Origin of the sequence: Corynebacterium lemuris (assembly GCF_024919295.1) — a bacterium.
In the GTDB taxonomy this organism is placed as follows: domain Bacteria; phylum Actinomycetota; class Actinomycetes; order Mycobacteriales; family Mycobacteriaceae; genus Corynebacterium; species Corynebacterium lemuris.
The window spans coordinates 91,055-116,825 of the sequence record NZ_JANWTC010000007.1; the positions used below are offsets into that span (position 1 = coordinate 91,055).

Below are 25,771 nucleotides of genomic sequence, written 5' to 3' on the forward strand. Positions count from 1 at the left end.
GTAGATCAACAAGCGGAACAGATCACTGACAGGGAGACGAACACCATGTCCATCACCACCGGCCCGACCACCGCCACCATGAAGCAGCCGAAGCGCTGGGTCGACGACCGTATCGCCCAGCTTGACGGCGTGCGCGACTACGACGCGATCATCAGCCTCATCGCGAATTACAAGCTCAACGACTTCATCATGAACCTGACCTATGCCACCGGTTTCATGAGCAACACGGTCCCGGTCGGCGGCTCCGACGCCATCGCCGGCACCGGCAAGGCGCAGCAGCGCCCCCAGACCCGCTACCTGGACACCATGAACTACTTCTGGGAATGGTTCTTCAAGGGCCCCGACCATCCGGATGTCCAGGCCTCCCTGCTCCGCCTCAACCGGCTGCACGCCCACCTCTACGACAAATTCCCCGAGTCCTTCCGCGACCGCGACGAGTGGATCTTCACCATGTGCAACCTCGGCTGCGGTGCAGACCGCATGCGTGACATCGTCGGTGCCCCGCGCCAGCCGGAGAACGTCCAGGTCGCCTGGCACACCTTCTGGGAGAAGGTCTCGCGCCAGATGACCGGCCCCGACGGCCACTTCACCGACTTCCCCGGGAGCTACGACGCGATGATCGCCTTCGCCGAGGACTTCGAGAGCCGCGAGCACCCCTACACCCCCACCGGCAACAAGGTCGCCAACCTGCTCATGGACCAGTTCAACGAGAAATTCCTGCCGAAGCCCCTGCACGGGGCGGGCCGCAGCTTCATTCTCACCTTCGTCCCGCCGACGGTGCGCAAGCGCCACAGCCTGCCCAGGCCGAACCGGGCCATCGAGTTCCTGACGAAGAAGGCCTTCCGTCTCATGTTCTTCGCCATCGACCACTTCGCTCCGGACAACAGGGTCTCCAACTCGGACCGCCTGGCCAGCGCCGAATTCGAGGCGGAGCGGAAGAAGATCTTCGCCTCCGAGAAGAACAACCCGCTCCCGAAGCTCTGAGCACCCCCACCCGCACGCACGCCTCCAGGAAGAGAAACAGACACATGACCGTCACCACCCAGATCATCGAAGACGTCCGCACCCGCGCAACCCAGGCCCGCGCCGAATTCGAGGCCGTCGTCGGCGCGGAGAACATCCACGACGAGAAGCCCGCCCTGCAGGAATTCACCGACCCCTACGACAACCGCCAGCGGCCGCGTTTCACCGCCAGTTACGTCATCCAGCCGGGCTCCACGGAGGAGATCCAGCAGATCGTGCAGATCGCCTCCCGCCACCGCGTGCCGCTGTGGACCGGTTCCCAGGGTCGCAACAACGGCTACGGCGGCAGCGCCGGGCGTGTCGACGGCTCCGTGGTGCTCAACCTGCGCCGGATGAACCGGGTGCTGGAGGTCAATGAGAAATTCGGCTATGTCGTCGTCGAACCGGACGTGAGCTTCGCCGAGCTCAACGCCTACCTCGTCGACAACGGCTACAACCTGTGGACCGATGTACCGGACCTCAGCTGGGGTTCGGTCATGGGCAACACCCTCGAGCACGGCGTGGGTTACACCCCCTACGGCGAGCACGCCGATTTCGTCTGCGGCATGGAGGTGGTGCTGGCTGACGGCGACCTTGTTCGCACCGGCATGGGGGCGCAGTCCAACAGCCGGATCTCCCACAACCACCAGCGCGGCTTCGGTCCGCGCCTGGACGAGATGTTCATGCAGTCGAATTTCGGCATCGTCACCAGGATGGGCCTGTGGGCCATGCCGCGTCCGGAGGCCTGGCGTGCCGTGTGGATCCACTGCGACACCGATGACGCCTGCTACGAGCTCATCGACGCCCTGCGCCCCCTGCTCATGGACGGCACCATCCGCAACCGCGTCACCATCATGAGCCTCATGGCCGTCGTGCCGACGCAGACCGTCAAGGCCGACTGGCAGCCGGACCACGCACCGGTCACCGAGGAGGTCCGCGCCCTCATGCGCGAGCGCACCGGCCTGGGTAACTGGAATGCCCGCATCGGTCTCTACGGGGCACCCGCCCTCATGGAGATCCAGGAGCAGCAGATCCAGGACGCCATCACCCACATCGACGGGGCCCGCCTCGTCTCCCGCGAGTACCGCGGTGATGTGAAGGCCGAGGAGGTCCTGCCGCAGGACCAGGCCATGGCCGGCATCCCCAACATGGACCTGCTCAACTTCCTCAACTGGTACGGCTGGGAGCACACCGGGCATGTCTCCTATGGCCCGATCATGCCGCTGACGGGTGAGGACGGGAAGCAGATGCATGAGCTGCTGGTGCGCCACTGCGACCGCATCGGGCGGGACTTCGGTGAGGCCTTCGCGCTGACCCCGCGCAGCATGCAGATGTTCGCCCTCGTCCTCTATGACGCGGCCAACCAGGAGGACCTCGAGCGCACCTACGTCATGACCGCCGACCTCATCCGCGAATCCGCGGCCATGGGCTACGGAGAGTACCGCGGCCACCTGGAGTTCATGGACCTGATCGGGGACCAGTTCGACTTCAACGACAATGCCTCCCGCCGCCTCAACGAGAAGATCAAGAACGCGCTCGACCCGGCCGGCATCCTCTCCCCGGGGCGCCAGGGCATCTGGGGTGGCGAGTTCTCCCGCCCCGCCAACAACCCCGCATACTTCGCCTGAGCGCGAGATCGCCTACCTTTACGTAAGACCCGTCACAACAAGGAGCACACATGACCCAGGCAACGATTGAGGCCATCACCTCCGTCGAGAAGCTTCTCGACGCCGTCGCGGACCCCGCCGGCCGCCCCATCCACGACCCCGCCACCGGCGAACTCATCGCCCACGCCCCCGAACACACCACCGCTGACCTCGACGCCGCCGTCCAGCGCGCCACCACCGCGAAGGCACAGTGGGCCGCACTCACCGACGAGGAGCGCCGCGACCTTCTCCTGCGCCTGGCCGACACCATCGAGGCCGTCGCCGAGCCGCTGGCCCAGCTGCTGTCGCGTGAACAGGGCAAACCCCTCAACGGCGCAGGAGCCCGCTTCGAGGTCGGCGCGTGTGCCGGCTGGCTGCGCGCCACCGCCTCCTTCGACCTGGACGAGCAGACCCTTGTCGATGACGGTGAGACCCACGCCGTCCTCAACTACCGGCCCCTGGGTGTCGTCGGTGCCATCGGGCCGTGGAACTGGCCGATGATGATCACCATCTGGCAGATCGCCCCGGCCCTGCGCATGGGCAACACGGTCGTGGTCAAACCCTCCGAATACACCCCCCTGTCCGTCCTCGCTCTGGTCCATGTCCTCAACACCGTCCTGCCCGACGGGGTGCTGAACATCATCTCCGGCGACGGCGAGGTGGGGGCCGCCCTGAGCACGCATAAGGACGTCGCCAAGATCATGTTCACCGGCTCCACCGCCACCGGACGCAGGATCATTGAGGCCTCCGCCGGCACCGTCAAGCGTCTGACCCTGGAACTGGGCGGCAACGACGCCGGCATCATCCTCGACGACGCCGATCCGGCCGCCATCGCTGAGGATGTGTTCTGGGGTGCGTTCATCAACACCGGTCAGACGTGCGCGGCCCTCAAACGCCTCTACGTCCCCGACAGCCTCTACGACCGGGTCGTCGACGCCCTGGCGGAGGTCGCCGCGGCGATGCCCATGGGCGTGGGCCTGGATGAGGACAATGTGCTCGGCCCGCTGCAGAACAAGGCCCAGTACGACATCGTCGCGGGTCTGGTCGACGCCGCCCGCGAGGCAGGCGCACGCATCGTCACCGGCGGTGACCCCGACCAGGACCAGCCCGGGTTCTTCTACCCCACCACCCTGGTCGCCGATATCGACCCGGACAACCCGCTGGTCATCCAGGAACAGTTTGGGCCGGCGCTGCCGATCATCCGCTACACCGACCTCGAGGAGGCCATCGCCCAGGCCAACAGTCTGGACGTGGGCCTGGGTGCCTCGGTGTGGTCGGCAGACACGGCGCGGGCACGTGCAGTCGCGGCGCGCCTGGAGGCGGGCACGGTGTGGATCAACAAGCACGGTGCGGTGGACCCGCGGATCCCCTTCGGCGGGATCAAGGGCTCCGGTTACGGCCTGGAGTTCGGCGTGGAGGGCCTCAAGGCCCTCGGCGTCCCGCAGGTCATCAGCGGGTGACCTCCTCCTCATGCTCCGGCTGCGGTTCGGGCGCGCCCTTCGGCCGGAGCGTGAGGATGTGCACCGTGACCATGGATGCGATGACCGGCAGCACGATGGCGGGGATCGTGCGGCCGGACCAGAACAGGAATGCGCAGGTCAGCGCGATGCTGAACCACAGCATGCCAACGGTGCGCAGCTTGTGCGCGCGGGTCATCTCCTTGTTGTAGTAGTTCGAGATGTACTCCCCCAGCACCGGGTGGTTGACCAGGTGGGCGTGCAGGCGCTCCGAACTGCGGGCGAAGAGGAAGGCGGAGAGCAGCAGGAAGGGGGTGGTCGGCAGTACGGGGAGAAAGATGCCCAGGACACCGAGGAAGAGACTGATCCCGCCGACGGTGATGAACAGCAGCCGGATCATGCGAGCAACCTGAGCATCCGCTGGTGGTACATCTCGGGCATGCACGCGGCCTCGACCACACGCCGGGCCGCCTCCTTATCGCCCTGCGCGGCGCGGAAGGCGGTGAGCATGTCGACGTCGTGGGCGGGGGTGCCCAGAAGCACGATCTCATCGCCCGCACTGATCCGTCCCGGGACGGTGACCCGGAAATAGGCGCCGCAGTACCCCCGCCGGCTGAACTTCTTCACCCAGCCGGGTTCGCCCACCCAGCCCGCGAAGGTGCGGCAGGGTTGGCGGACCACGGAGACCTCCAGTTCGGCGGTGCCGATGCGCACCCGCTGGTTGATCAGCACGCGCGACAGGTCCCAACCGGTGACGGTGAGGTTCTCCCCGAAGGCCCCGTTGTCGAAGGTGCGGCCCAGCTCAGCGCCCCAGTGGTCCAGTTCCGCACGCTCGAAGGCGTAGACCGCCTTCTGCGCTCCCCCGTGGTGTTTGGCGTCCCCGATCAGGTCCCCGGCAACACCCGAACCGTCGCCGTAACTGGGGCCGGGCGCGGCGACGTCGATGAACGGCCGGGGTTGCTTGTCGATGCCGCTCAACCTTTCGGCTCCACCCGGATCGGGGCGGGGGACGGCGATATTTGTGGAGAGGACCCGGAAAACCATAATAACCAGGTTAATTGTTTTGTAGATTTAGGGGAACAGGAAGGTTCGGGAAGAAAACTACTTCGGGGAGGTGGCGGTGCAGGTGAGTATCCGTCGTGCCGCGCTCACGGGTTTCGCGCTCGTTCTGGTGCTGGGCATCCTCGTCGAGATCATCGCCGCGAGACTTTTCTCACCCCCCTACGACTGGATCCGCAACACCATCAGCGACCTCGGGGTGACCACCTGCACCACGATGCACAACTACTACGGTGCGGTCGAACTGTGTTCGCCGGCGCATGCCTGGGTGAACGCCAGCATGGCAGTTGGCGGGCTGGCGATGATCGGGCTGGCCACCGTCCGTGTGCGCACCGCCGGTTTCGACCGTTTCGCGGGTCTGTCCTGGGTGGTGGCTGGCGGGAGCACCCTCGCCATGGCACTGGTCCCCCAGGATGTCAGCCCGGAGCTGCATGCCTTCGTGTCGATTCCGCAGCTGGTGGCTCTGCCCCTGGCGGTCTTCATCGGCTCCCTGAAATACCGGGGTGTCATCGGCGGCGCCGGCCGGGTGGTCGGTGCGGTGGGGCTGGGGGCCAGTCTCTGGATGCTGCTTGACATGAACACCTACACCCACGCCGGCCTCCTGGAGCGGCTGAGTCTCTGGCCCGCCTTCGTCTGGACGGTCTTCGTGTCCGCTTTCGGGCGCCTGCGGGAGCGTAGACCGCTGGCAGTGGTCTGAGGTCGCATCGCCCCATCCCGGTGACTGCCTCCGGCACCGATTAGACTGGTCGACCATGAGCACTCCGAACGACGGCACCGCATCGACCCCCGCGTTCCGTTACACCCCGCAGCTGGCCAACGGCATCGAGCGCAGCTGGCAGCAGTACTGGGTGGACAACGGCACCTTCAACGCCCCGAACCCGGTCGGTGATCTGGCCACCGACGGTCCCCTGCCGGAGGACAAGCTCTTCGTCCAGGACATGTTCCCCTACCCCTCCGGTGCGGGCCTGCACGTCGGGCACCCGCTGGGCTACATCGCCACGGACGTCTACGCCCGCTTCAGCCGCATGCTGGGCAAGAACGTCCTGCACACCCTGGGTTATGACGCCTTCGGCCTGCCCGCCGAGCAGTACGCCATCCAGACCGGCACCCACCCGCGCACCACGACGATGGCCAACATCGAGAACATGCGTCGCCAGCTGGATGCCCTGGGTCTGGGGCATGACCGCCGCCGTTCCGTCGCGACCACCGACCCGGAGTACTACCGCTGGACCCAGTGGATCTTCCTGCAGATCTACAACTCCTGGTTTGACGAGGACCAGCAGAAGGCCCGCCCCATCGCCGAGCTGATCACCGAGCTGGAGGCCGGGACCCGCACCACGAAGGACGGTGCGGATTACCGGGAGCTGAGCGATGCGGGGAAGCAGCAGGCTCTGGATGAGTTCCGCCTGGTCTACCGCTCGAACTCCATGGTCAACTGGTGTCCCGGTCTGGGCACCGTCCTGGCCAACGAGGAGGTCACCGCGGACGGCCGTTCGGAGCGCGGCAACTTCCCCGTCTTCCGGAAGAACCTCTCGCAGTGGATGATGCGCATCACCGCGTACTCCGATCGTCTCATCGATGACCTGGAGCTGCTCGACTGGCCGGAGAAGGTCAAGTCCATGCAGCGCAACTGGATCGGCCGTTCCCGCGGCGCTGAGGTCGACTTTGCGGCGCAGGGCCACACCCTCCGCGTGTTCACCACCCGCCCGGACACCCTCTTCGGTGCGACGTACATGGTGCTCGCCCCTGAGCACGAGCTTGTCGACGCCCTCGTGGCCGGCGGCACCGGCTCCTACGACGGCGTGGATGAGCGCTGGACCGGCAATGCCGCCACCCCGGCCGAGGCGGTCACCGCCTACCGCGCCGCCATCGCCGCGAAATCGGACATCGAGCGCCAGGAGAACAAGGAGAAGACCGGAGTCTTCCTCGGCGCCCACGCAACCAACCCGGTCAACGGTGCGCAGATCCCGGTGTTCATCGCCGACTACGTGCTCACCGGTTACGGCACCGGCGCCATCATGGCCGTGCCCGCCCACGATGAGCGCGACCATGAGTTCGCCACGGCCTTCGGCCTGCCCATCGTGGAGGTCGTCGCCGGCGGCGATGTCACCGAGGGCGCCTGGACCGGTGACGGCACCCTGGTCAACTCCGCCAACACTGAAGGCCTGGATATCAACGGCCTGAACAAGGCCGAGGCCATCGAGCGCACCATCGCCTGGCTCGTCGCCGAGGATAAGGGCGAGGAGAAGATCCAGTACAAGCTGCGTGACTGGCTGTTTGCCCGCCAGCGCTACTGGGGCGAGCCCTTCCCCGTCGTCTACGACGCCGACGGCCAGGCCCACGCCCTGCCCGAGGAGATGCTGCCCGTCGAGCTGCCCGAGGTCGAGGACTACAAACCCGTCTCCTTCGACCCGGAGGACGCCGATTCCGAGCCCCAGCCCCCGCTGGCCAAGGCGAAGGAGTGGGTCGAGGTCGAACTCGACCTCGGTGACGGCCCGCAGACCTACTACCGCGACACCAACGTCATGCCGCAGTGGGCGGGTTCCTCCTGGTACCAGCTGCGCTACATCGACCCGAACAACTCCGAGAAGTTCGTGGACCTGGAGAATGAGCGCTACTGGACCGGACCGCAGTTCGAAGGTGACTGCGGCGGCGTCGACCTCTACGTCGGCGGCGTCGAGCACGCCGTGCTGCATCTGCTCTACTCCCGTTTCTGGCACAAGGTCCTCTTCGATCTGGGCCATGTCACCTCCGTGGAGCCCTACCGCCGCCTGTACAACCAGGGCTACATCCAGGCCTACGCCTACACCGATGCCCGCGGCGTCTACGTCGAGGCCGCCGAGGTCGAGGAGAGGGACGGGAAGTTCTTCCACAACGGTGAGGAGGTCACCCAGGAGTACGGCAAGATGGGCAAGTCCCTGAAGAACGCTGTCGCCCCGGATGAGATCTGCGAGAACTACGGCGCGGACACCCTGCGCGTCTACGAGATGTCCATGGGGCCGCTCGACACCTCCCGCCCCTGGGCGACGAAGGACGTTGTCGGCGCGCAGCGTTTCCTGCAGCGTCTGTGGCGACTGGTCGTCGACGAGGAGACCGGTGACGTGCTCGCCCGCGACCTCGAGCTCAGCGACGAGGACAATAAGCAGCTGCACCGCACCATCGCGGGTGTGAGCGATGACTACGCCAACCTGCGGGTGAACACCGTGGTGGCCAAACTCATCGAGTACGTCAACTACCTGACCAAGACCTACCCGGATGCCGTCCCCGCGGCCGCCGTCGAGCCCCTGGTCATCATGACCGCCCCCGTCGCCCCGCACATCGCGGAGGAGCTGTGGAAGCGCCTCGGCCACACCGGCACCGTCGCCTTCGTCAACTTCCCCACCTTCGAGGAGAAGTGGCTGGTGGACGACGAGATCGAACTGCCCGTCCAGATCAACGGCAAGGTCCGCGCCCGCGTGAAGGTGCCGGTTGACGCCAGCCAGGACGCGGTTGTCGCCCGCGTGCTGGAGGAGCCGAACATCGCGGCCCACCTGGAGGGCAAGAACCTGATCAAGCAGATTGTCGTACCGGGGCGCATGGTGAACCTGGTGGTGAAGTAGGCGGGGCGTCGATAAGTGGGCTGGGTCACAGAACTCATGCCCATTTCCGCACATAACCGGGCGCGGCGTTTTAGATTTGAGTTGTGACAATCCTCCGCAACTCACTCCGCACCCTCGCCACTGTCCTCGCCGCCGCGCTTGCAGGGACGGCGACGGCGACCGCCGCCCCGGTCCCGTCTGAGCTGCCTGCCCAGTCCTCGCTGCCGGGGCATCCGGGTATCGACCCCGTCTTCAACGACCCAACCTGTGTCCCCTCCCCCGCCCATCCGAATCCGGTCGTGTACTTCCACGGGACCGGCACGGACTCGAATGACTTCGTCGACGGGGCGCACTTCCTGCGTGGGCAGGGTTTCTGTCTGTGGACCCACCACTACGGAACCGAATCGGACACCATCCGCAACCTGGCCCCCGGCCACCGCGGGCTCGGGCCCATCGATCAGTCGGTGGAGGAGCTGGCCGACTTCGTCGACGGGGTGCGGACCACCACCGGGGCGCAGAAGGTGGACCTGGTGGGTTATTCCCAGGGCGGGATGCTGACCAAGGCCTACACCCAGGGCCGAGGAGCGGGGAAGGTCGGACGTTCGGTCTCCATCGCTGCCACCTTCCGGGGCACCACCATCGACGGTGTCGTGCCGGCGGTCAGTCCGGCCGTCAACGCCCACCGGGGTTCCTCGGAGCACCTTGTGGGTGCCTCCACCCTGGATCAGTTCGCTGATTCCGATTTCACCGGGCGGATCACCGCGCTGCCGGACACTACCCCCGGGATCATCTACACCGCGTTGTACACGCCCTCGGATCTTGTGGCCACCCCCTACGAGACCTCGATGCTGGAACCGGTCGAGGGCGCGGATGTGGCCAACATCGATATCGAGGCGGTCTGCGGCCGTGGTTTCGCCCACCAGGGGTTGCCGCGCACCACCGAGGTCATCCACCTGGTCCACTGGGGTCTGACCCGCGCGCCGGGCCAGACCACGGCGGCGCCTGAGAACTGCCGGGCCTGATCATGAGCCCCGGGCTCCCGGCGATGTCGGTGAAGTGGAAGGAGGCCGCCGGCCCGTTCGTCGTGGCGCTCGATGTGGGGTCGACCGCCTCGCGGGGTGGTCTCTACGACGCCACCGGGCGTCCGGTTGCAGGTTCCGGGCAGCGCATCGCGCATGAGTTCACCACTGCCGGTGACGGCACGAGCACCATCGACGCCGACCAGGTGGTTGCGGAGTGCCGGGAGATCATCGATGAGATCGTGTGGTTCGCGCAGGACAAGGGGTTGGCCGCTCAGATAGCGGGCGTAGCCATGGACTCCTTCGCGTCCTCCCTCATCCTCGTCGACGCGGATGGTCACGCGCTGACCCCCTGCTACACCTATGCGGATTCCCGTTCCCGCCGGCAGGTCCACGAACTGGGCGAGCTTGTCGACGAAGCCGCCTACCACTCCCGCACCGGTGTCCGCCTGCACACCTCCTACCACCCGGCCCGGTTGCTCTGGCTGCGCACGGAGGAACCGGGGCTCTTCACCCGGGCGGACTCCGTGATGACGATCGGCGAGTACGTCTACCTCCGCCTGGGCGGCATCCGTGGTCTGGCGACCTCCGTCGCAGCATGGTCGGGGATCATTGACGTGCGCACCGGGGAGCTTGACCTGCCGGTTCTCCAGGCATGTGGAATATCCCCGGCGTTGTTCTCCCCCATCATGGACCCCGACCAGCCTGCCCGGCCCCCAGGGTCGTTGTGGCGGGAGCTGCGCGAGGTCGACTGGTTCCACGCGGTCCCCGACGGCTGGCCGTCCAATATCGGTCCGGGTGCCGTCGACAGCACGACTGTCGCGGTCGCCGCCGCGACATCGGGTGCGATGCGGGTCGTCCTCGACGCCTGCCCGGCGGAGATCCCGCCGGGACTGTGGTGCTACCGCCTCTCGCGTGAGCGCTGGATCGTCGGCGGCGCCCTCAATGATGTCGGCCGTGCCGTCACCTGGCTCGAGGAGACGGTCGTCTCCCCCGGGGAGGGCTTGCCCGGCATGCTCGCCGGTCCCCCGCTTGCCGACGTCCCCTCCGTCCTCCCCTTCTTCAGCGGCGAGCGCGCCACCGGCTGGGCGCGTGACGCCCGCGCCACCTTCCACGGCATCACCACCGCCACCGGCCCGCAGGAATTGTGGCGGGGTGTCTTCGAGGGGCTGGCGCTGTCCTACCGCCGGGTCTGGGACCAGCTCAACCTCGCCGGAGCGCAGCCGGAGCGTGTCGTCGCCTCAGGCCGGGTCTCCCTCGACCATCCCACCTGGCTGCAGCTGCTTGCTGATGCCTTCGAGGTCCCCGTTGTCCCGTTCGCCATGAAACGGGCGACGCTGCGCGGCACCGCACTCATCGCCCTGGACACCCTCGCCCCTGAGGTGGAGCGGGCGAGCCCTCCCTTCGGGGAACCGTGGCTGCCCGTCGGGGAGCATCTCCCCCACTACCGGCAGGCCATGCGTGATTTCGAGCGGCTCTACGACGTGCTGGTGGCGGAATAGCTGCGCAGCTGCGCACTCTTCACCCCCTCTGACCTGCTGGAACATCCGCAAAGCTGTCCTGGGCCTCCCAGACCTGCAGCAGATCCTCATCCCCCTCGGGCACCGGCCCGTGGTCGTAGGCGTCGGCCCAGCGGCCCAGCGCGGCGTCGAACATCGGGGGCTGCCGGTCCGCGGAGGTGTAGCTCTCCCCGCCGGCGAAACGGAAGCGGAGCAGTGCGGGGTCCACCGCATCGGGCACGATGACCAGCTCGTCGTTGCCCAGCATGATGTGGTGGGCTGTGCACAGCGGGATGAGGTTATCGAGGTTCGTCTCCCCGCCCTCGGCCCAGGACCGGATGTGGTGGAACTGGATCCAGCGGTTGTGTCCGCAACCCGGGCTCGCGCAGCGCCAGCCCCAGCGGGCGAGCAGGGCCTTCTCCTGGGCGGCGGTGACCACCCGGGCGCGGCGACTGAGTTTGAGGTGGAGGCCGCGGGCGTCGAGAAGATGCACCCGCATCTCCCCGTTGAGCGCGTTGCGCAGCACATCGCCAGTCTGCCCGCCGTAGTGGCCGGGGATGTATGCGCGGTTATCCAGCGTCATCAGCACGTTGACCTGCGCCCCGGGGGCGGTGACCCGGTTCTGCGGGCTGCTGCGGACGATATGGCACATGGCAGCGAAAGCGCTGCTCATGCCGGCTGCCACGGGTGGGCCGAAGCGGGTGTTGGCAGACTGCCTGTCAGCGTCCTCCTCTCCGCTCTCCTCCTTCTGGGAGAGCTCGGCGATCTTCAGCGCCGCGAGGAATTCCGCTCCCCGCTCCGGATCGAGGCTGCCCCAGAAGCGGACTCCCCCGGTTTCCGGGTCGACGGCCACGGAGAGGCGGTTCTTCGCCTTCTTCTTCCCACCGTCGACGCGGTCGCGTCCGGCGAGCAGGGTCTCCAGCTCGGTGAGGGGATGGGCCAGGGCCAGTGCCAGGAGTTCGGGCTCATTATCGGTGGTCATGTAGCGCAACAGGAGCCGGAGTTTGGAGTAGGTGATCCGCCCATCGAGGAAAGCTGCCGCGAGCAGCGTGAACGGTCGGAGGCGGGTGCCCACCTGGATGTATTCCACGGCAGTGCGCCGTGCGATGTCCTGCGTGCGGGCGGCCCAGTCGGCGGTGGAGGTGGCACCGTGTCGCCGTGCCAGGCCGCGGTCGTGAAATTCCGCGAGGGTGACGATGAATTCGGCCTTGAGTCGGGTCAGTGAGAGGTGGGTGTCGGTGATGGATCTGGTGAGTTTCTTGTCGGTCATGTCCTTGACGATTGTCAGCATGGTGTCCCCGAGTTCTCGAATTGGAGTTCGATCACGATCAACATAACATGCGCCCCCGACATGAGATTTTCTGAAGAATAACTGCAGGTCAGGACGAAATAGCGTGCGCAGCTGCGCACGTCCGGCACCCCTTCGCGGACGCTAGCAAATTACCCCCGGGGGTATATTGCGGTGGCCGCCTCGCGCCAACTTGCTAGCCTGTGTGACATAGATACCCCCTGGGGTATATAAAACCTCTGAAAGGTGGTCGCATGATCCGCAACCTCGGCGAGAAGTACTCGCCCCTCTATTTCCTCGCCGCCCTCGGCTTCGGCGGCATGTCCGTCTTCTTCTTCATGGCCTTCATGCACATCACCCCGCACCCGGAGACCCCCATGCCGACCTTCGAGTCCATCACCGCGGCCTACGTCGACGGTGACGGATTCATGCGGACAGTCATCGTCATCGGCTATGTCGGCATGATGGCGGCCCTGATCATGCACCTCGCCCTGCTGGCGTGGAACTTCCGGGAATTCGGTCTTTTCCGCCAGACCGAGACCTACCGGGCACTGAAGTCCACCAACGCCGAGGTCACCCTCATGGCCATCCCGCTGACCCTGGGCATGACCATCAACGGTGCCTTCGTCGCCTCCCTGGCGCTGATTCCGGGACTGTGGGGCATCATCCAGTCCCTCATGCCCTTCGCGCTGCTCGCCTACGGCACCGTCGGGCTCGTCGCCCTGGTCATCATGACCAACTACCTGCGCCGCATCATCGCCGGCGGCTTCAGTTTCGAGGCCAACGGCGGCCTCAACCAGCTCATCGCCGCCTTCGCCTTCTCCATGGTCGCAGTCGGTTTCGCCGCCCCCGCAGCCATGGGCACGGACACCCTGGTCGTCCTGACCGGTGTCTGGGGTTCCATCCTCTTCGGCATCATCTCGCTGATCCTCTTCGGCGTCTTCCTCGTCGCCGGCATCATGAGCATCATGCGCTACGGCCTGGCGCTGCCGAACTCCGCCACCCTGTGGCTCGCGGTCCCCGTCCTCACCCTCTGGGCCATCACCGTCCTGCGTGACCGCCACGGCATGCAGACGCTCATCGACGCCGGCCCCGCCGGCCCTCAGGACCACCCCGGTTCCTCGGTCGGGCTGATGCTGTTCCTGTCCTTCATCATCCTCACCCAGGTCGCCTTCCTGGGCCTCGGCTTCGTCGTCATGCGCGCCAACGGCTTCTTCCGGACATTCGTCCTGGGCCGTGAGGTCACCTCCCCCGTCGCCTTCACCCTGGTCTGCCCGGGCGTCGGCCTGGCCGTCCTGTCGATGTTCTTCATCAACGTCGGCCTGATCCAGAACGGGCTCGTCGAGAAGTTCTCCGCCACCTACTACGGGCTGCTGCTCATTCCGGCCATCATCGCCACCGTCACCCTGTGGCTCGCGCTGACCCTCTTCCGCAACCAGCTGTCCACCGCCAGCCGCTTCGGACGGGAACAGGCCGCGGCCGCCCGCGAGGGTGCTCTCATCGAGGCCTGAACCCCGCTTATCGACGCCGTGTAAGTGACGCGCGTCACTGAAGTTCCGGGTAGCCTGGGGTCAGCCACGAACGAACAAGGGAGGACACCATGTCCATCGTCGATGATAAGGCCCGTCAGCTGCTCGAGGAGGCCTGCGCCTCGGAACACGGGCGCGCAGCGAAGATGCTGGTCAATGACGGGCCGCTGCGCCAGACCGTCATCGCCATGCGGGAGGGCACGATGCTGCAGGAGCATAATTCACCGCCGGCGGCCTCGATCTTCCTCTTCAGCGGGCAGGTGACCGTCAAGGGGCAGGCGGAGGAGACCATCGGCGAGGGGCAGCTGGTGACGCTGACCCACCAGCGCCACTCGGTCTCCGCGATCAAAGACTCGGTCTTCCTGCTGACCACCGTAACCAATGTGGAGGGGCAGGGTTCCCACGACGGGGAGTGACCTACCCCTGCTCATCCTCCGGTTCGCAGAGGGACACCTGGCTGATGAGTTCCTCCGGTGCCCCCGTGGCCCGGAGGTTTTCCTCGTCGTAGCAGGGGTACTGCGTGAACACGTCACGCCCGTCGTGCGGATGGCTCAGCCAGCGCCCGTCCCGGTAGTGGAAGACCAGGACGTGATCGGTCTGGGCCTGCCCTGCCCGGGCCCAGGCCCCGTCGCAGAACATCACCACGGGGCTGGTGAACTCATCCAGGAAGAAGTCCGGCTCGCAGCTGCCCGGCCGGTCCGGGGTCGTGGGTGGGGTCACCTGGGTCGTGGTGGTGGCAAGGGTGGGCGTGCCCGGATCCGGGGTTCCGGTGGTTGTGGCTGTGGTTGTCGGCATGGTGGCCCCGGGTGTCACCGTCATCGTCTCGGTCACCGTACCTGCGGCCGAATCGCCGTCGTCGGTGCAGGCGCTGAGGAACAGGGCGGCTCCGAGGGTGAGCAGGACGGTCAGCGGCCGGGGGTGGTGGAGGATCACGGTGGACTCCCTGGATTGGCGGTGATGTACATCACTGAATCTACCCGTCCAGGCCGGGCGGAGGCAGGGAAAGCTAGCGGCGATCAGTCATACTGGGGGTCATGACCACACTGCCGGAGCTGCGTGCCCGAAGGATCATCGCCCAGGGGCTGGTGGGGGCGTCGAGAAGCGCGGTCGAGGCCGCCCGCTGGATGCTCGCGCTGCAGGGGCAGACATACCCGGCCGGGATCCGGGCACTGGCGCTGCGCGGCCCGGGTGACGACGCCGCCGTCCTCAGCGCCGTCAACCGCTTCAAGGTTGTGCGGGCCTGGCCGCAGCGGGGGACGCTGCACTTCCTGGCTGCGGAGGACGCGCGCTGGCTCATGCGCCTGTGCAACCCCCGGGTGGCGCGTGCCCAGGCGGGTAGACGGCCCGGGCTGGGACTGCGCGAGGAGGACGTGACGGTTGCCCGCGAGGCCTTTCACGCCGAACTCCTGGCCCGGGGAACGCAGGACCCGCTGCCGCGGCCGCAGGCCTACGAGGTTTTCGCGGCGGCCGGGGTGGATCCGGGGGACAACCGGGGCCCGCACCTGTTGCGCGCCTTCGGCGGTGAGGGCGATGTGGTGCAGGGCCCCAGGATCGGGGCCGTGGAGACTTTCGTGCACGTGGACAGTCTCCCGGTGGTCCAGCGTGAACTGGCGGGGGAGGAGGCCCTGGCGGAACTGGGTACCCGCTACCTGCACTCCCACGGCCCGGCCTCCGTGAAGGATCTCGTCTGGTGGGCGGGCCTGACCGTCGCGCAGGCGAAGAAGGCGGTGGCGCTGGCCCGGGATGTCGTGCCGCTGACCGTTGGTGGTGAGGAGTACTGGATGGGGCAGTGGCAGACGGATGTCACTGGGCAGGAGCTGCAGGAGGCGCTGGCCGCGAGCTTCGAGCTGCCCGCCTTCGACGAGATCCTGCTCGGCTACGGCGATAAATCCCTCGTCCTGGCTGACGAACTGCGCCCGCAGGTACTGACGAAGAATGGGCTGAGCTGGCCCTTCCTGATGACGGAGGGTGTGGTTACAGGGCCGGTGAATCGCAGAGCAGGGTCTGCCCGATGAGCGCCTCAGGTGCACCATCGGCGCGCAGGGCCGCCTCGTTGTGGCAGGGGTAGTTGGAGGGCCAGCTGGTCCCGTCGGCCTGGCGTATCTGCCACCCACCGTCCCGGAACTGGAAGAGCAGGATTGCATCGGTCTGCTGCTGGCCGGCCTCTGCCCAGGCGCCGTCGCAGAAGAGCACGACGGGCGAATCGAAGACATTGAGGAAGGCCGACTCCTCACAGCTGCCGGCGGGCACGGTTGTCGTGGTGGTGTCGGCTGCGGGCGCGACGCTGAGGAGCGTGGTGTCGGTGCTCGCCGGGGAGGCGGAGTCTGTGCTGGCGGCGCAGCCGCTCAGGAGCATTGCGGCGCTGATGACGACGGCGGTTCGAATGTAGACCATAGGGCGCTCCTGGGGTGCCGGTACTGTGCTCCCAATCATAGTTGATGCGTTATGTGATCGTCGGATTATCGCGCGGAAGGCAGCGGTCCGGACAGTTGTCGGCGATCCCGGAAACCGTCACGGTTATGTCCGTGTCCGGAAAAGTGTGGGATCAAGGGGGTGGTTAAGCTGGCAATCGGCAGAAAGACAACGCGCCGGGAAAAGCATCAGATGCTTTTCCCGGCGCACCGTCAGGACGGGTTACTTGTTCCAGTTGGCGTAGGTGGTGTCCACCTTCTCCACGAGGGTGAGCACGTCATAGGAGGCGACGAGCTCGTCGTTCTGGTTGAACAGGGCGGCGTCCCAGCAGACCTCGCCGTAGTCGTCGGTGACGCGCGGGGTGATGCGCTTGGCGGTCAGTTCGATGCGCACGGAGTCGTCGTAGGTGACCGGAGTGATGAAGCGCAGGTTCTCCAGGCCGTAGTTGGCCAGGACCGGGCCCGGGGCGGGCTCGACGAACAGACCGGCGGCCCAGGAGACCAGGAGATAGCCGTGGGCGACGCGGCGGGGGAAGAAGGGGTTGGCGGTGGCGGCCTCCTCGTCGACGTGGGCGTAGAAGGTATCGCCGGTTTCCTCCGCGAAGGCAAGGATCTCCTCGAGGGAGACGTGGCGCAGGTCGGAAGCGAACTGGTCGCCGATGCGCAGGGTGGCCAGGTCCTTGCGGAAGGGGTGGGTGGCGGTGCCGGCGTCGACGTCCGCGCGGGTGACCTTGTTGACCTTCGCGCCGCGAACCCACTCGCCCGTGATGGCGGTGAGGTGCTCCGGGCTGCCCTGGATGGCGGTGCGCTGCATGTAGTGCTTGACGCCGCGGATGCCGCCGAGCTCCTCGCCGCCGCCGGCGCGGCCCGGGCCGCCGTGGACGAGGTGGGGGAGCGGGGAGCCGTGGCCGGTGGAGGTCTTCGCGTCGTCCCGGTCGAGGAAGTGCAGGCGGCCGTGGAACGCGCCGATGTTGTGGGCGTAGGTGGCGGCGAGCTCGGGAGAGTGGGTGATCACGGAGGCGACCAGGGAGCCCCTGCCCCGTTCGGCGAGGCGGAGGGCGTCGGTGGTGTCGGTGTAGCCGATGATGGACACGACCGGGCCGAAAGCCTCGACATCGTGGACGGCGTCGGTGTCGGCGTCCGCGAAGGTGAGGATGGTGGGGGCGAAGAAGGCGCCCTCCAGCTGATCCGGGCCGCCGGTGACCAGCTGACCACCGGCGGCGATGAGTTTCTCGACGGCCGCGGCGACGTCGTCACGCTGTTCCTGGGAGACCAGGGGGCCCATGGTGGCATCCGGGTCGCGCGGGTCACCGGGGACAACCTTCGCGTTGAGGCGCTCGGTCAGGGCGGTGGCGACGGTGTCGATGAGCGGGGTGGGGACGATGGCGCGGCGGATGGCGGTGCACTTCTGGCCGGCCTTGGAGGTCATCTCCACGAACAGGGCCTTGATGTAGGCCTCGAACTCGGGGGAGTCGACGGTGACGTCCTCGCCGAGGATCGCGGCGTTGAGGGAATCGGCCTCCGCGGTGAACCGCACGCCGTTGACCTGGACGTTCTCGTGGGAACGTAGGGTGGCGGCGGTGGCTGCGGAACCGGTGAAAGCAACGTGGTCACGGTGGTCGAGGTGGTCGAGCAGGTCCCGGGCGGAACCGGAGATGAGCTGGATGGAGCCCTCCGGGAGGATGCCGGACTCGACCATGAGGCGCACGCAGGCGGCGGTGACGTAGCCGGTGGGGGTAGCCGGCTTCACCAGAGTGGGCATACCCGCGATGAAGGAGGGGGCGAACTTCTCCAGCATGCCCCAGACGGGGAAGTTAAAGGCGTTGATCTGCACCGCCACGCCCGGCAGGGTGGTGTAGATGTGGGTGCCCAGGAAGCTGTTGTCCCGGGAGAGGATCTCGGTGGGGCCGTCGACGATGATGTGACCGTTGGGCAGTTCGCGGCGGCCCTTGGAGGAGAAGGTGAACAGGGTGGAGATGCCGCCGTCGATGTCGACGCCGTTGTCGCGGCGGTTTGCACCGGTGCGGTAGGCCAGCTCGTAAAGCTCGTCCTTGTGTTCACCGAGGTAGAGGGCGAGCTCCTTGAGCTTGAGGGAACGCTCGTGGATGGTCAGGTCGCGGAGGTTGCGCTGGCCGGTGGTGCGGGCGTGGTCGATGGCGCCGGCCAGGTCGAGGCCGTCGGTGGAGACGGTGGCGACGATCTCTCCGGTGGAGGCGTCGGCGACCTCGGTGACGCGGGAGGGGTTCTGGGGTGTGACCCAGGTGCCGGAGAGGTAGCTGGGGACGAGGGTGTCGGTGAGAGTGGGCATCGTAACGAGCCTTCCTGAGATAATTAGTGACCGAACGAACGGTCAGTATTTGGGGCCAGTATAATCAAAATCACATTTTCCGCCACCCCCTGAAGGAGTAACTGTGGAGCCCTGGACCATCGAACTCGGAGAACTGGACCGAAAAATGGGGGTTGAAGTGCTCGAACAGTCCCCGGAACGGGTGGTGGCGACCATGCCGGTCGACGGCAACCGTCAGTCGCTGGGACTTCTGCACGGGGGAGCCATGGTGGCCATCGCCGAGGCGGTGGGTTCCTGGGCTGCGGTCATCCACGCCTCGACGATGGGGAAGGTGGCCGTCGGCGTGGACATCAACGCCACCCACCACATATCCGGACTATCGGGCCTGGTCACCGCCACCGCCACGGCCATCCGGCTCGGGCGGACGCTGACCAGCCACGAGGTGATCCTCACGGATGAACAGGGCCGCAGGCTGTGCACGGCGCGGATCACCAACGCGATCGTGGACAAGCGTCAGGCGTAGGTGTAGAAACCCTTGCCGGACTTGCGGCCCAGCTCACCGCGCGCGACCATGTCGCGCATGAGCTGCGGGGGAGTGAAATTCTCCCCGAGGGTGGACTCGAGGTACTCCGCGATGCCCAGGCGGACATCCAGGCCGACGATGTCCGTCAGCGCCAGCGGCCCGACCGGGAATTTGTAGCCCAGCACCATGGCGTTGTCGATGTCCTCCGGGCTGGCCACCCCCTCCTCGACCATGCGGATCGCCTCCAGGGCGATGACCACACCCAGGCGGGAGGAGGCGAAACCGGGGGCGTCCTTGACCACGATCGGGGTCTTGCCCAGCCCCTCCACCCAGCCGCGGGCCTCCTGGACGAGCGCTTCCGGGGTGGAGTCCGCGACGACGATCTCCACCAGTTTCGAGGCCGGCACCGGGTTGAAGAAGTGCAGGCCGATGACGTCATTGTCCACGGTGACGGCCAGGTCGGAGACAGACAGGGAGGACGTGTTCGTCGCGATGGCGGCCGCCGGGGCGTGCTCCGCGATCTTCCGGAAGGAGGAGACCTTCAGCTCCATCGACTCCGGCACAGCCTCCACCACCAGCGGCAGACCGGCGAAGGCGGCGGCGTCGGTGGTGACGGTCAGACGCGCCAGCCATTCCTCGGCCGTGCCTGCCGCGCCGCGGCGGATGGACCCCTCCACGTCGGCGGCGATGCGCTCACGGGCGGCAGCAACGGCCTCATCGGTGACGTCGACGACCGTCACCTCCGCTCCGGCGGCGAGGAAGGAGTGGGCGATTCCGGCACCCATGCGGCCACCGCCGAGGACACCGACTTTCTGGGGGATGTTCATGGTGGGAAGCTCCTTAGTTCTTCTTGCGGTCGAGGAAGGCCTGCATGCGGTCGAACTTGGCGTCCGATTCGAAGAGGATGGCCTGCGCGATGTTGTCGACGGCCGGGTGGGCCGCCGCCGGCATCGCCATGACCTGCTTGCTGATGCGCACCGCCAGTGGATCCAGCGCGGCGATGCGGTCGGCATAGGCGTGGGCGGCGTCGAGCAGCTCAGCGGGTTCCGCGAGCTCGGTGGCCAGGTGTATGTCGTGGGCCTCGGCGCCGTCGAGGATGCGGCCGGCCAGGAGGATCTCCTTGGCGATCGCCTCCCCGACCAGCGCCTTGATGCGCCACAGCCCACCGGCCGCGGCGATGATGCCGAGGTTGGCCTCCGGCTGCCCGAACTTCGCACCGGGGGTGGCGATACGGAAGTCCGCGGCCAGGGCCAGCTCCAGACCGCCGCCGAGGGCGTAGCCGTCCACAGCGGCGATGACCGGCATCGGCAGCTGGGCGATGCGGTGGAAGATGGTGTTGTTGATGCCGCGCAGGGCATCCTCGCGGCGGCGTTCCCGCAGCTGCGCGATGTCCGCGCCGGAGGCGAAGATACCCTTCCCGCCGGCCTCACAGCCGGTGATGATGAGGATTTTCGGCTCACGCTCGAGGTGGGCGCACACGGCGTGCAGCTCCTCGACCATCTGGTCGTCGATCGCGTTGCGCACCTCCGGGCGGGTCAGTTCCACCAGCAGGCGGTCCCCGGCGTCGGTGACGGTCAGTGCCTGGAAATCAGCGAACATCTCAGACCCTCTCGATCGCGATGGCGGAACCCTGGCCCACACCGATGCACAGGGTGGCGATGCCACGCTGGCCGCCCTCCTGCTCCAGCCGGTTGAGCAGGGTGATGGTGATGCGGGAACCGGAGGAACCCAGCGGATGGCCCAGGGCAATCGCCCCGCCCCACGCGTTGACCTTGGTGGGGTCCAGGTCCAGCTGGCGGATACACGCCAGCGACTGCGTGGCGAAGGCCTCGTTGAGCTCCACGGCATCGACGCCACCGATGTTCCAGCCCGCCCGCTGCAGCACCTTCTGCGTCGCCGGGACCGGGCCCAGGCCCATGACCTCGGGCGCCAGGCCGGCGTTGGCGTTGGCGACGACCTTCGCCCGGGCCTTCAACCCGTACTTCTCGACGGCCGCCTCCGAGACCACCAGGATCGCCGAGGCGCCGTCATTGAGCGAGGAGGAGTTGCCCGCCGTGACCACTTCACCGCCGGCCACGACCGGCCGCAGCTTCGCCAGGATCTCCGTGGTGGTGCCCGCACGCGGGCCCTCATCGGTGTCGACAACGGTGACGTTGCCCTTCCGGTCGGTGATCTCCACGGGGACGATCTCCGGTTCGAAGTTGCCCGCCTCGATGGCGGCCGCGGCCCGGCGCTGGGACTCGGCGGCGAAGGCGTCGGCGTCGGCACGCGAGACACCACACACCCGGGCGACCTCCTCCGCGGTCTCCGGCATGGAGAATGTCGTCTTCTCCTGCGCGGCGAAGACCGGGTTGACGAACCGCCAGCCGATGGAGGTGTCGAAGACCTCACCCGGACGGGCGAAGGCCGAGGACGGCTTCTCCATCACCCACGGGGCACGTGACATGGACTCCACACCGCCGGCCACGACGATATCGGCCTGGCCGGACTCGACCATGGCGGTGGCCAGGGCGATCGCGGACATACCCGAGGCACACAGGCGGTTGACGGTGATACCCGGCACGGTGTCCGCGTAACCCGCCAGCAGCCATGCCAGGCGGGCGACGTTGCGGTTCTCCTCGCCCGCGCCGTTGGCGTTGCCGAGGATCACCTCGTCGACGGCCGCCGGGTCGATGCCGGCATCCTCGATGACCGCCCTGATCGTCAGTGCGGCGAGGTCATCGGGTCGGACGGATGAGAGGGCGCCGCCGTAACGGCCGACCGGGGTACGCCGGCCCGATACCAGGTACGCAGTGGTCACTGGCTGCTCCTTAATCTGTTGGGGGTGTGGGTCAGCTGCCCTGGAAGACAGGGACACGCTTTTCGTTGAATGCGGCGAAACCCTCCGCATAGTCCCGGCTCGAGCACAGTTCGCCCTGGGCGATGTTCTCCTCCGTGACGGACTCCCACAGACCACGGCGGTTATCGCGGATGTCCTGGACCAGGGTCCGGCTGGTGAGGAAGGCACGGGTCGCCCCGAGGGCGGCGCGCCGGGCCTTCTCGCGGCTGAAGTCCAGCAGTTCCCCGGCGGGCAGGGCGCGGGAGAACAGTCCCGCCTGCACCGCCTCGGCGCCGCTGATCATGTCACCGGTGATGATGAGGTCCATCGCCCGGTGCGCGCCCAGCCGCTCGACGAACAGGGAGTGCCCGCCGGAGTCGAGGGTGGCGCCGAGGTTGGCGAAGGGGGAGCCGAAGGTGGCGTCCTCCGCCACGTAGGCGATGTCGGTGGCGATGGCCAGACCCAGGCCCACACCCAGGCACACGCCGTGGACGGCGGCGAAGGTGGGGGCGGGGAAGGTGCTCATCTGACGCAGCACCGGGGTGACCTTGTTGGCCAGGTAGTCGGTGGCGTCGTCCTCGGCCGGGTCGAGCCCTTTGATGTTGCGACCGGCGGAGAAACCCCGGCCCTCGCCGCGCAGCAGGAGGGCGCGCACGCCCCGTTCCGCTGCCTCGGTGTAGGCGTCGGCCAGTTCCTGCAGGTCTTCCTCGGTGAGGGAGTTCATGGCCCGCGGGTTGTTGAGCACAACCTCGGCGACATTGTCCTCGATGTGGAGATCAATCATGGATGGTGCTCCTCTCAGGCGTCGTAGTCCACGGTGATGGAGTCACCGGTGGCGCGGGTCTGGCAGGTGAGCACGTAACCGGCGGCAACCTCGTCGGCCTCCAGGGCGTAGTTCTCATCCATCTCGTAGTCACCTTCGACGACCTTGGCGCGGCAGGTGCCGCACACGCCGCCGGCGCAGGCGAAGGGGACATCGGGACGCGCACGCAGGGCGGCGTTGAGGATGGTCTCCTTCGCGGACTGGGGGGACTCGATGGAACCGGACAGGCCGTCCAACTGGAAGGAGACGGTGATGTTCTTGCCCGCCGGATCCGCCACGACCGGGCGGCCGGTGTTGCCCTGCTGCGGGCCGTCGGAGGGTTTGCCCGTGGAGAAGAGCTCGAAGCGGACGTTGTCGCTGTCGACGCCGCGCTCGGAGAGCTCGTCGCGGACCAGCTGGACCAGTTCGAAGGGGCCGCACAGGAACCACTCGTCGGTGTCACCGGTCCGGACGACCTTGTCCAGGAGCAGGGAGAGCTTCTCGTCGTCGATGCGTCCGGAGAACAGCGGGTTGACGCGCTGCTCCCGGGAGAGGACGTGGTGGACGGCGAAGCGGGTGGGGTACTTGTCCTTGAGGTCACCGATCTCCTCGGCGAACATCACGTCCGAGCCGCCCTTGTTGGCGTAGACGATCTCGAAGGTCGCCTTCGGCAGGGCGGCCAGCAGCGTCTGGGCGATGGACATGATCGGGGTGATGCCGGAACCGGCGGCGATGGCCACCAGGTGGGGGGCGTCGCCACCCTCGGCGAAGCCCTTGTCGATCAGTGCCTGTGCGTCATTGAGGGAGGTGACGTTGACCCGGGAGGTGAACGCACCCTGCGGGTTCATCACGTCGATGGCGGTGCCGGGGCTGAGCTCATCGTTGGCCCAGGTGGAGAAGACACCACCCAGGTCGCGCTTGATGGCCACGCGGATCACACCGGGTCGGGGGATGTCGCAGATGGAGTAGGAGCGGCGCACCTCCTGGCCGTTGATGTCGGCGCGCAGTGCGACGTACTGGCCCGGAACGTAGTCGTAGTCCGCACGCAGTTCCTCCGGGACCTCGAAGCTGACCTCGACGGCGTTGTCGGTCAGACGACGGACCTCGGAGACCTGCAGGGAGTTGAACCTGGCCTTTTTCTTGGTGGGGGCAGTCATGGAAGCGGTCATCAGTGCACCTTGAAGTAGTCGAAGGGCTCGAGGCACTCCTCGCAGGAGTACAGCGCCTTGCAGGATGTCGAGCCGAATTGGGCGATGTTTCGGGTCCGGGTCGAGCCGCAGCGCGGGCACGCCACCGGCGGTGGGGGAGCAAGAGTCAGAGGGATCGGACCGGGGCGGGCGGGGGTGGAGGAGTGCGTCGGCGGGGCGATGCCGTACTCCCGGAGCTGGTCCCGGCCGAGTTCGGTGATCCAGTCGGTGGTCCACGCCGGCTGCAGCACCAGGTCGACGCGGGAGTCGGTGTAACCGGCGGCGGACAGCGCCTCCTTCACCTCCCGGGTGATGTGGTCCATCGCCGGACATCCGGAGTAGGTCGGGGTGATCGTCACCACCGCGGTGCCGTTGATGAGGGCGGCGTCGCGAAGAATCCCCAGGTCAGCGATGGAGATGACCGGGATCTCCGGGTCGGGGACGGTGGCCGCGGTGTCCCATACCGACGCAGCGTCAGCGTCGGCGGGGCGCAGAGGGTGAGTGTTCACTTCAGGTGACCTCCTTCGGATGGGCGAGACAGTTACCAGGTGGCGCCGGGATGCTTGCGGGCGAAGGACTGCATCTCGGCGAGGATGTAGCCGCGCTGCTCGGAGAACCGGCCCGTGCGCTGGCCGGACATGGCCTGCGGGGAATCCGGGATCTCCAGGCCGGCGGTCTCGAGGACATGCGCGATGCGCTCATCGAACTCGGTGCGCAGGCTCGAGGGCAGGACCGCGACACCATCGGCGGCGAGGCGGGTGTGGATGTCCAGGTCCTCGAAGAGCTCATCGAGGTAGGGCCACACGTAGAACAGGCCCTCGCTGATGCGGTACCTCGACTCCTCGGTGCCCAGGCCCAGGCGCAGGGTCCACTGGTTGGCGTGGTCGACGTGGTATTCGATCTCCTTGACGGCCTTTGCGGCGATCGCGGCGAGCGTGCTGTCAGTGGAGTCCAGCAGGGCCGTGTACAGGCCGAGCATGTAGTAGGAGGCCAGGAGCTGGCGGGCGATGGTCTGCCCGAAGTCGCCGTTCTCGTACTCCATGAGGCGGGCGGAGGTGAACTCCTCCTCCTCGCGGAAATAGGCCAGGTCATCCTCGGTCTTCCCCCAGGCGGTGCCGGCATAGGAGTAGAGGAAACGAGTGTGGCCGATCAGGTCCAGGGCGATGTTGGCCAGGGCGATGTCCTCCTCCATCTCCGGAGCACGGGAGATCCACCAGCTCAGGCGCTGGCCGAGCATGAGGGCATCATCGCCGAGCATGGCGGCGTAGGTGGCGACGTCCTCGCTGGCCTTCGCATCGGACTGGAGGATGTCCTCGGCGGTGAGGGAATCACCCTGGGTCTGGCGGGTCGCGGAATCGACGGTGGCGAAGCTGTTCACAGGTGCGGCACCCCTTCAGACTTCTCGTAGTAGGTGGCGTGGCGGTAGTTCTTGCCGGAGGCCGACTCGAAGAATCCGCCCTTGGAATCCGGGTCTGAGGAGGTGAGGGCCTCGCTGGGCACGACCCAGACGGAGGTGCCCTCGTTGCGGCGGGTGTACAGGTCGCGGGCGTTGCGCAGGGCCAGGGTGGCGTCCGGCGCATGGAGGGAGCCGGCGTGGACATGGGACAGGCCACGGGAGGATCGGACGAAGACCTCCCACATCGGCCAGTGCTGCTGCTGGGACATC

Annotated in this window: 25 protein-coding genes; 11 read left to right on the top strand and 14 right to left on the bottom strand. The window is 67.2% G+C overall.

Annotated elements, in window-relative coordinates:
• Window positions 1-45 precede the first annotated feature (45 nt).
• From NYP18_RS10355 to NYP18_RS10365, 3 genes are read left to right on the top strand one after another with little or no spacing between them, the layout of a single operon-like run.
• Window positions 46-984, top strand: a complete 939-nt coding sequence (locus NYP18_RS10355) for an oxygenase MpaB family protein (RefSeq protein ID WP_259428110.1) — start codon at window positions 46-48, stop codon at window positions 982-984.
• Between the two features lie 44 nt (window positions 985-1,028).
• A complete protein-coding gene (locus NYP18_RS10360) occupies window positions 1,029-2,630 on the top strand; it encodes an FAD-binding oxidoreductase (protein ID WP_259428111.1) in 1,602 nt (533 codons plus the stop codon).
• Window positions 2,631-2,680: 50 nt separating this feature from the next.
• Window positions 2,681-4,108 (top strand): aldehyde dehydrogenase family protein, encoded by a 1,428-nt coding sequence (locus tag NYP18_RS10365; RefSeq protein WP_259428112.1) that lies wholly within the window; start codon window positions 2,681-2,683, stop codon window positions 4,106-4,108.
• Here NYP18_RS10365 and NYP18_RS10370 read toward each other — a convergent pair.
• Both NYP18_RS10370 and NYP18_RS10375 read right to left on the bottom strand, forming a co-directional pair.
• A complete protein-coding gene (locus NYP18_RS10370; RefSeq protein WP_259428113.1) occupies window positions 4,098-4,505 on the bottom strand; it encodes a YbaN family protein in 408 nt (135 codons plus the stop codon). The genes NYP18_RS10365 and NYP18_RS10370 overlap by 11 nt on opposite strands.
• Window positions 4,502-5,149 carry an MOSC domain-containing protein gene (locus tag NYP18_RS10375; protein WP_259428115.1) on the bottom strand — a complete coding sequence of 216 codons (648 nt, stop codon included), beginning with the start codon at window positions 5,147-5,149 and terminating at the stop codon, window positions 4,502-4,504. The genes NYP18_RS10370 and NYP18_RS10375 overlap by 4 nt, the downstream gene beginning before the upstream one ends.
• Window positions 5,150-5,231: 82 nt before the next feature.
• Between NYP18_RS10375 and NYP18_RS10380 the strand changes: the two genes are divergently transcribed.
• The 4 genes from NYP18_RS10380 to NYP18_RS10395 all read left to right on the top strand — a co-directional run bounded on the left by NYP18_RS10380 (window position 5,232) and on the right by NYP18_RS10395 (window position 11,263).
• Window positions 5,232-5,861 (top strand): DUF998 domain-containing protein, encoded by a 630-nt coding sequence (locus NYP18_RS10380; RefSeq protein WP_259428117.1) that lies wholly within the window; start codon window positions 5,232-5,234, stop codon window positions 5,859-5,861.
• 55 nt (window positions 5,862-5,916) lie between these two features.
• On the top strand, window positions 5,917-8,763 hold the full coding sequence (gene leuS / locus NYP18_RS10385) for a leucine--tRNA ligase (RefSeq protein ID WP_259428118.1): 2,847 nt from the start codon (window positions 5,917-5,919) through the stop codon (window positions 8,761-8,763).
• An 83-nt stretch (window positions 8,764-8,846) separates the two neighbouring features.
• Window positions 8,847-9,764 (top strand): esterase/lipase family protein, encoded by a 918-nt coding sequence (locus NYP18_RS10390; protein WP_259428119.1) that lies wholly within the window; start codon window positions 8,847-8,849, stop codon window positions 9,762-9,764.
• Between the two features lie 2 nt (window positions 9,765-9,766).
• Window positions 9,767-11,263: a gluconokinase gene (locus NYP18_RS10395; RefSeq protein WP_259428120.1), complete on the top strand. Its 1,497-nt coding sequence runs from the start codon at window positions 9,767-9,769 to the stop codon at window positions 11,261-11,263.
• Between the two features lie 19 nt (window positions 11,264-11,282).
• On the opposite strand, the gene NYP18_RS10400 is transcribed toward NYP18_RS10395, so the two are convergent.
• Window positions 11,283-12,551, bottom strand: a complete 1,269-nt coding sequence (locus NYP18_RS10400) for an HNH endonuclease (protein WP_259428121.1) — start codon at window positions 12,549-12,551, stop codon at window positions 11,283-11,285.
• A gap of 251 nt (window positions 12,552-12,802) precedes the next feature.
• Between NYP18_RS10400 and NYP18_RS10405 the strand changes: the two genes are divergently transcribed.
• Window positions 12,803-14,059, top strand: coding sequence for a TsoY family (seleno)protein (locus NYP18_RS10405; RefSeq protein WP_259428122.1), 1,257 nt, complete (start codon window positions 12,803-12,805; stop codon window positions 14,057-14,059).
• 89 nt (window positions 14,060-14,148) lie between these two features.
• On the top strand, window positions 14,149-14,493 hold the full coding sequence (locus NYP18_RS10410; protein WP_259428123.1) for a cupin domain-containing protein: 345 nt from the start codon (window positions 14,149-14,151) through the stop codon (window positions 14,491-14,493).
• A gap of 1 nt (window position 14,494) precedes the next feature.
• On the opposite strand, the gene NYP18_RS10415 is transcribed toward NYP18_RS10410, so the two are convergent.
• A complete protein-coding gene (locus NYP18_RS10415; protein WP_259428124.1) occupies window positions 14,495-15,010 on the bottom strand; it encodes a hypothetical protein in 516 nt (171 codons plus the stop codon).
• 101 nt (window positions 15,011-15,111) lie between these two features.
• On the opposite strand from NYP18_RS10415, the gene NYP18_RS10420 reads away from it, so the two are divergent.
• Window positions 15,112-16,092 carry a winged helix DNA-binding domain-containing protein gene (locus NYP18_RS10420; protein WP_259428125.1) on the top strand — a complete coding sequence of 327 codons (981 nt, stop codon included), beginning with the start codon at window positions 15,112-15,114 and terminating at the stop codon, window positions 16,090-16,092.
• Here NYP18_RS10420 and NYP18_RS10425 read toward each other — a convergent pair.
• Together NYP18_RS10425 and paaZ are read right to left on the bottom strand one after the other, a co-directional pair.
• A complete protein-coding gene (locus tag NYP18_RS10425) occupies window positions 16,052-16,471 on the bottom strand; it encodes a hypothetical protein (protein ID WP_259428126.1) in 420 nt (139 codons plus the stop codon). The two genes, NYP18_RS10420 and NYP18_RS10425, sit on opposite strands and share 41 nt — an antisense overlap.
• A 240-nt stretch (window positions 16,472-16,711) precedes the next feature.
• Window positions 16,712-18,796 carry a phenylacetic acid degradation bifunctional protein PaaZ gene (gene paaZ / locus NYP18_RS10430; protein WP_259428127.1) on the bottom strand — a complete coding sequence of 695 codons (2,085 nt, stop codon included), beginning with the start codon at window positions 18,794-18,796 and terminating at the stop codon, window positions 16,712-16,714.
• 145 nt (window positions 18,797-18,941) lie between these two features.
• On the opposite strand from paaZ, the gene NYP18_RS10435 reads away from it, so the two are divergent.
• A complete protein-coding gene (locus NYP18_RS10435; protein WP_259428176.1) occupies window positions 18,942-19,298 on the top strand; it encodes a PaaI family thioesterase in 357 nt (118 codons plus the stop codon).
• Here the strand turns inward: NYP18_RS10435 and NYP18_RS10440 are convergent.
• The 8 genes from NYP18_RS10440 to paaB are packed head-to-tail and all read right to left on the bottom strand — an operon-like array spanning window position 19,289 to window position 25,770.
• The gene (locus NYP18_RS10440; protein ID WP_259428128.1) at window positions 19,289-20,125 is read right to left on the bottom strand and encodes a 3-hydroxyacyl-CoA dehydrogenase family protein; all 837 of its coding nucleotides are present in this window, start codon (window positions 20,123-20,125) and stop codon (window positions 19,289-19,291) included. The two genes, NYP18_RS10435 and NYP18_RS10440, sit on opposite strands and share 10 nt — an antisense overlap.
• Before the next feature lie 13 nt (window positions 20,126-20,138).
• Window positions 20,139-20,897, bottom strand: a complete 759-nt coding sequence (locus tag NYP18_RS10445) for an enoyl-CoA hydratase/isomerase family protein (protein WP_259428129.1) — start codon at window positions 20,895-20,897, stop codon at window positions 20,139-20,141.
• Between the two features lies 1 nt (window position 20,898).
• The gene (locus tag NYP18_RS10450; protein ID WP_259428130.1) at window positions 20,899-22,098 is read right to left on the bottom strand and encodes a thiolase family protein; all 1,200 of its coding nucleotides are present in this window, start codon (window positions 22,096-22,098) and stop codon (window positions 20,899-20,901) included.
• Between the two features lie 31 nt (window positions 22,099-22,129).
• On the bottom strand, window positions 22,130-22,900 hold the full coding sequence (locus tag NYP18_RS10455) for an enoyl-CoA hydratase/isomerase family protein (protein WP_259428131.1): 771 nt from the start codon (window positions 22,898-22,900) through the stop codon (window positions 22,130-22,132).
• A 14-nt stretch (window positions 22,901-22,914) separates the two neighbouring features.
• Window positions 22,915-24,075 (bottom strand): 1,2-phenylacetyl-CoA epoxidase subunit PaaE, encoded by a 1,161-nt coding sequence (gene paaE, locus NYP18_RS10460; protein WP_259428177.1) that lies wholly within the window; start codon window positions 24,073-24,075, stop codon window positions 22,915-22,917.
• 11 nt (window positions 24,076-24,086) lie between these two features.
• A complete protein-coding gene (paaD, locus tag NYP18_RS10465) occupies window positions 24,087-24,614 on the bottom strand; it encodes a 1,2-phenylacetyl-CoA epoxidase subunit PaaD (protein ID WP_259428132.1) in 528 nt (175 codons plus the stop codon).
• A gap of 32 nt (window positions 24,615-24,646) precedes the next feature.
• Window positions 24,647-25,483, bottom strand: coding sequence for a 1,2-phenylacetyl-CoA epoxidase subunit PaaC (gene paaC / locus NYP18_RS10470; RefSeq protein WP_259428133.1), 837 nt, complete (start codon window positions 25,481-25,483; stop codon window positions 24,647-24,649).
• A complete protein-coding gene (paaB, locus tag NYP18_RS10475) occupies window positions 25,480-25,770 on the bottom strand; it encodes a 1,2-phenylacetyl-CoA epoxidase subunit PaaB (RefSeq protein ID WP_126121811.1) in 291 nt (96 codons plus the stop codon). The genes paaC and paaB overlap by 4 nt, the downstream gene beginning before the upstream one ends.
• Window position 25,771 lies beyond the last annotated feature (1 nt).

Excerpts from the sequence above, each read along its gene's own strand:
- NYP18_RS10355 (WP_259428110.1), top strand. The coding sequence starts at position 46 with ATGTCCATCACCACCGGCCCGACCACCGCCACCATGAAGCAGCCGAAG.
- NYP18_RS10360 (WP_259428111.1), top strand. The coding sequence starts at position 1,029 with ATGACCGTCACCACCCAGATCATCGAAGACGTCCGCACCCGCGCAACC.
- NYP18_RS10365 (WP_259428112.1), top strand. The coding sequence starts at position 2,681 with ATGACCCAGGCAACGATTGAGGCCATCACCTCCGTCGAGAAGCTTCTC.
- NYP18_RS10370 (WP_259428113.1), bottom strand. The coding sequence starts at position 4,505 with ATGATCCGGCTGCTGTTCATCACCGTCGGCGGGATCAGTCTCTTCCTC.
- NYP18_RS10375 (WP_259428115.1), bottom strand. The coding sequence starts at position 5,149 with ATGGTTTTCCGGGTCCTCTCCACAAATATCGCCGTCCCCCGCCCCGAT.
- leuS (WP_259428118.1), top strand. The coding sequence starts at position 5,917 with ATGAGCACTCCGAACGACGGCACCGCATCGACCCCCGCGTTCCGTTAC.
- NYP18_RS10395 (WP_259428120.1), top strand. The coding sequence starts at position 9,767 with ATGAGCCCCGGGCTCCCGGCGATGTCGGTGAAGTGGAAGGAGGCCGCC.
- NYP18_RS10400 (WP_259428121.1), bottom strand. The coding sequence starts at position 12,551 with ATGCTGACAATCGTCAAGGACATGACCGACAAGAAACTCACCAGATCC.
- NYP18_RS10405 (WP_259428122.1), top strand. The coding sequence starts at position 12,803 with ATGATCCGCAACCTCGGCGAGAAGTACTCGCCCCTCTATTTCCTCGCC.
- NYP18_RS10410 (WP_259428123.1), top strand. The coding sequence starts at position 14,149 with ATGTCCATCGTCGATGATAAGGCCCGTCAGCTGCTCGAGGAGGCCTGC.
- NYP18_RS10420 (WP_259428125.1), top strand. The coding sequence starts at position 15,112 with ATGACCACACTGCCGGAGCTGCGTGCCCGAAGGATCATCGCCCAGGGG.
- NYP18_RS10425 (WP_259428126.1), bottom strand. The coding sequence starts at position 16,471 with ATGGTCTACATTCGAACCGCCGTCGTCATCAGCGCCGCAATGCTCCTG.
- paaZ (WP_259428127.1), bottom strand. The coding sequence starts at position 18,796 with ATGCCCACTCTCACCGACACCCTCGTCCCCAGCTACCTCTCCGGCACC.
- NYP18_RS10435 (WP_259428176.1), top strand. The coding sequence starts at position 18,942 with ATGGGGGTTGAAGTGCTCGAACAGTCCCCGGAACGGGTGGTGGCGACC.
- NYP18_RS10440 (WP_259428128.1), bottom strand. The coding sequence starts at position 20,125 with ATGAACATCCCCCAGAAAGTCGGTGTCCTCGGCGGTGGCCGCATGGGT.
- NYP18_RS10445 (WP_259428129.1), bottom strand. The coding sequence starts at position 20,897 with ATGTTCGCTGATTTCCAGGCACTGACCGTCACCGACGCCGGGGACCGC.
- NYP18_RS10455 (WP_259428131.1), bottom strand. The coding sequence starts at position 22,900 with ATGATTGATCTCCACATCGAGGACAATGTCGCCGAGGTTGTGCTCAAC.
- paaE (WP_259428177.1), bottom strand. The coding sequence starts at position 24,075 with ATGACTGCCCCCACCAAGAAAAAGGCCAGGTTCAACTCCCTGCAGGTC.
- paaB (WP_126121811.1), bottom strand. The coding sequence starts at position 25,770 with ATGTCCCAGCAGCAGCACTGGCCGATGTGGGAGGTCTTCGTCCGATCC.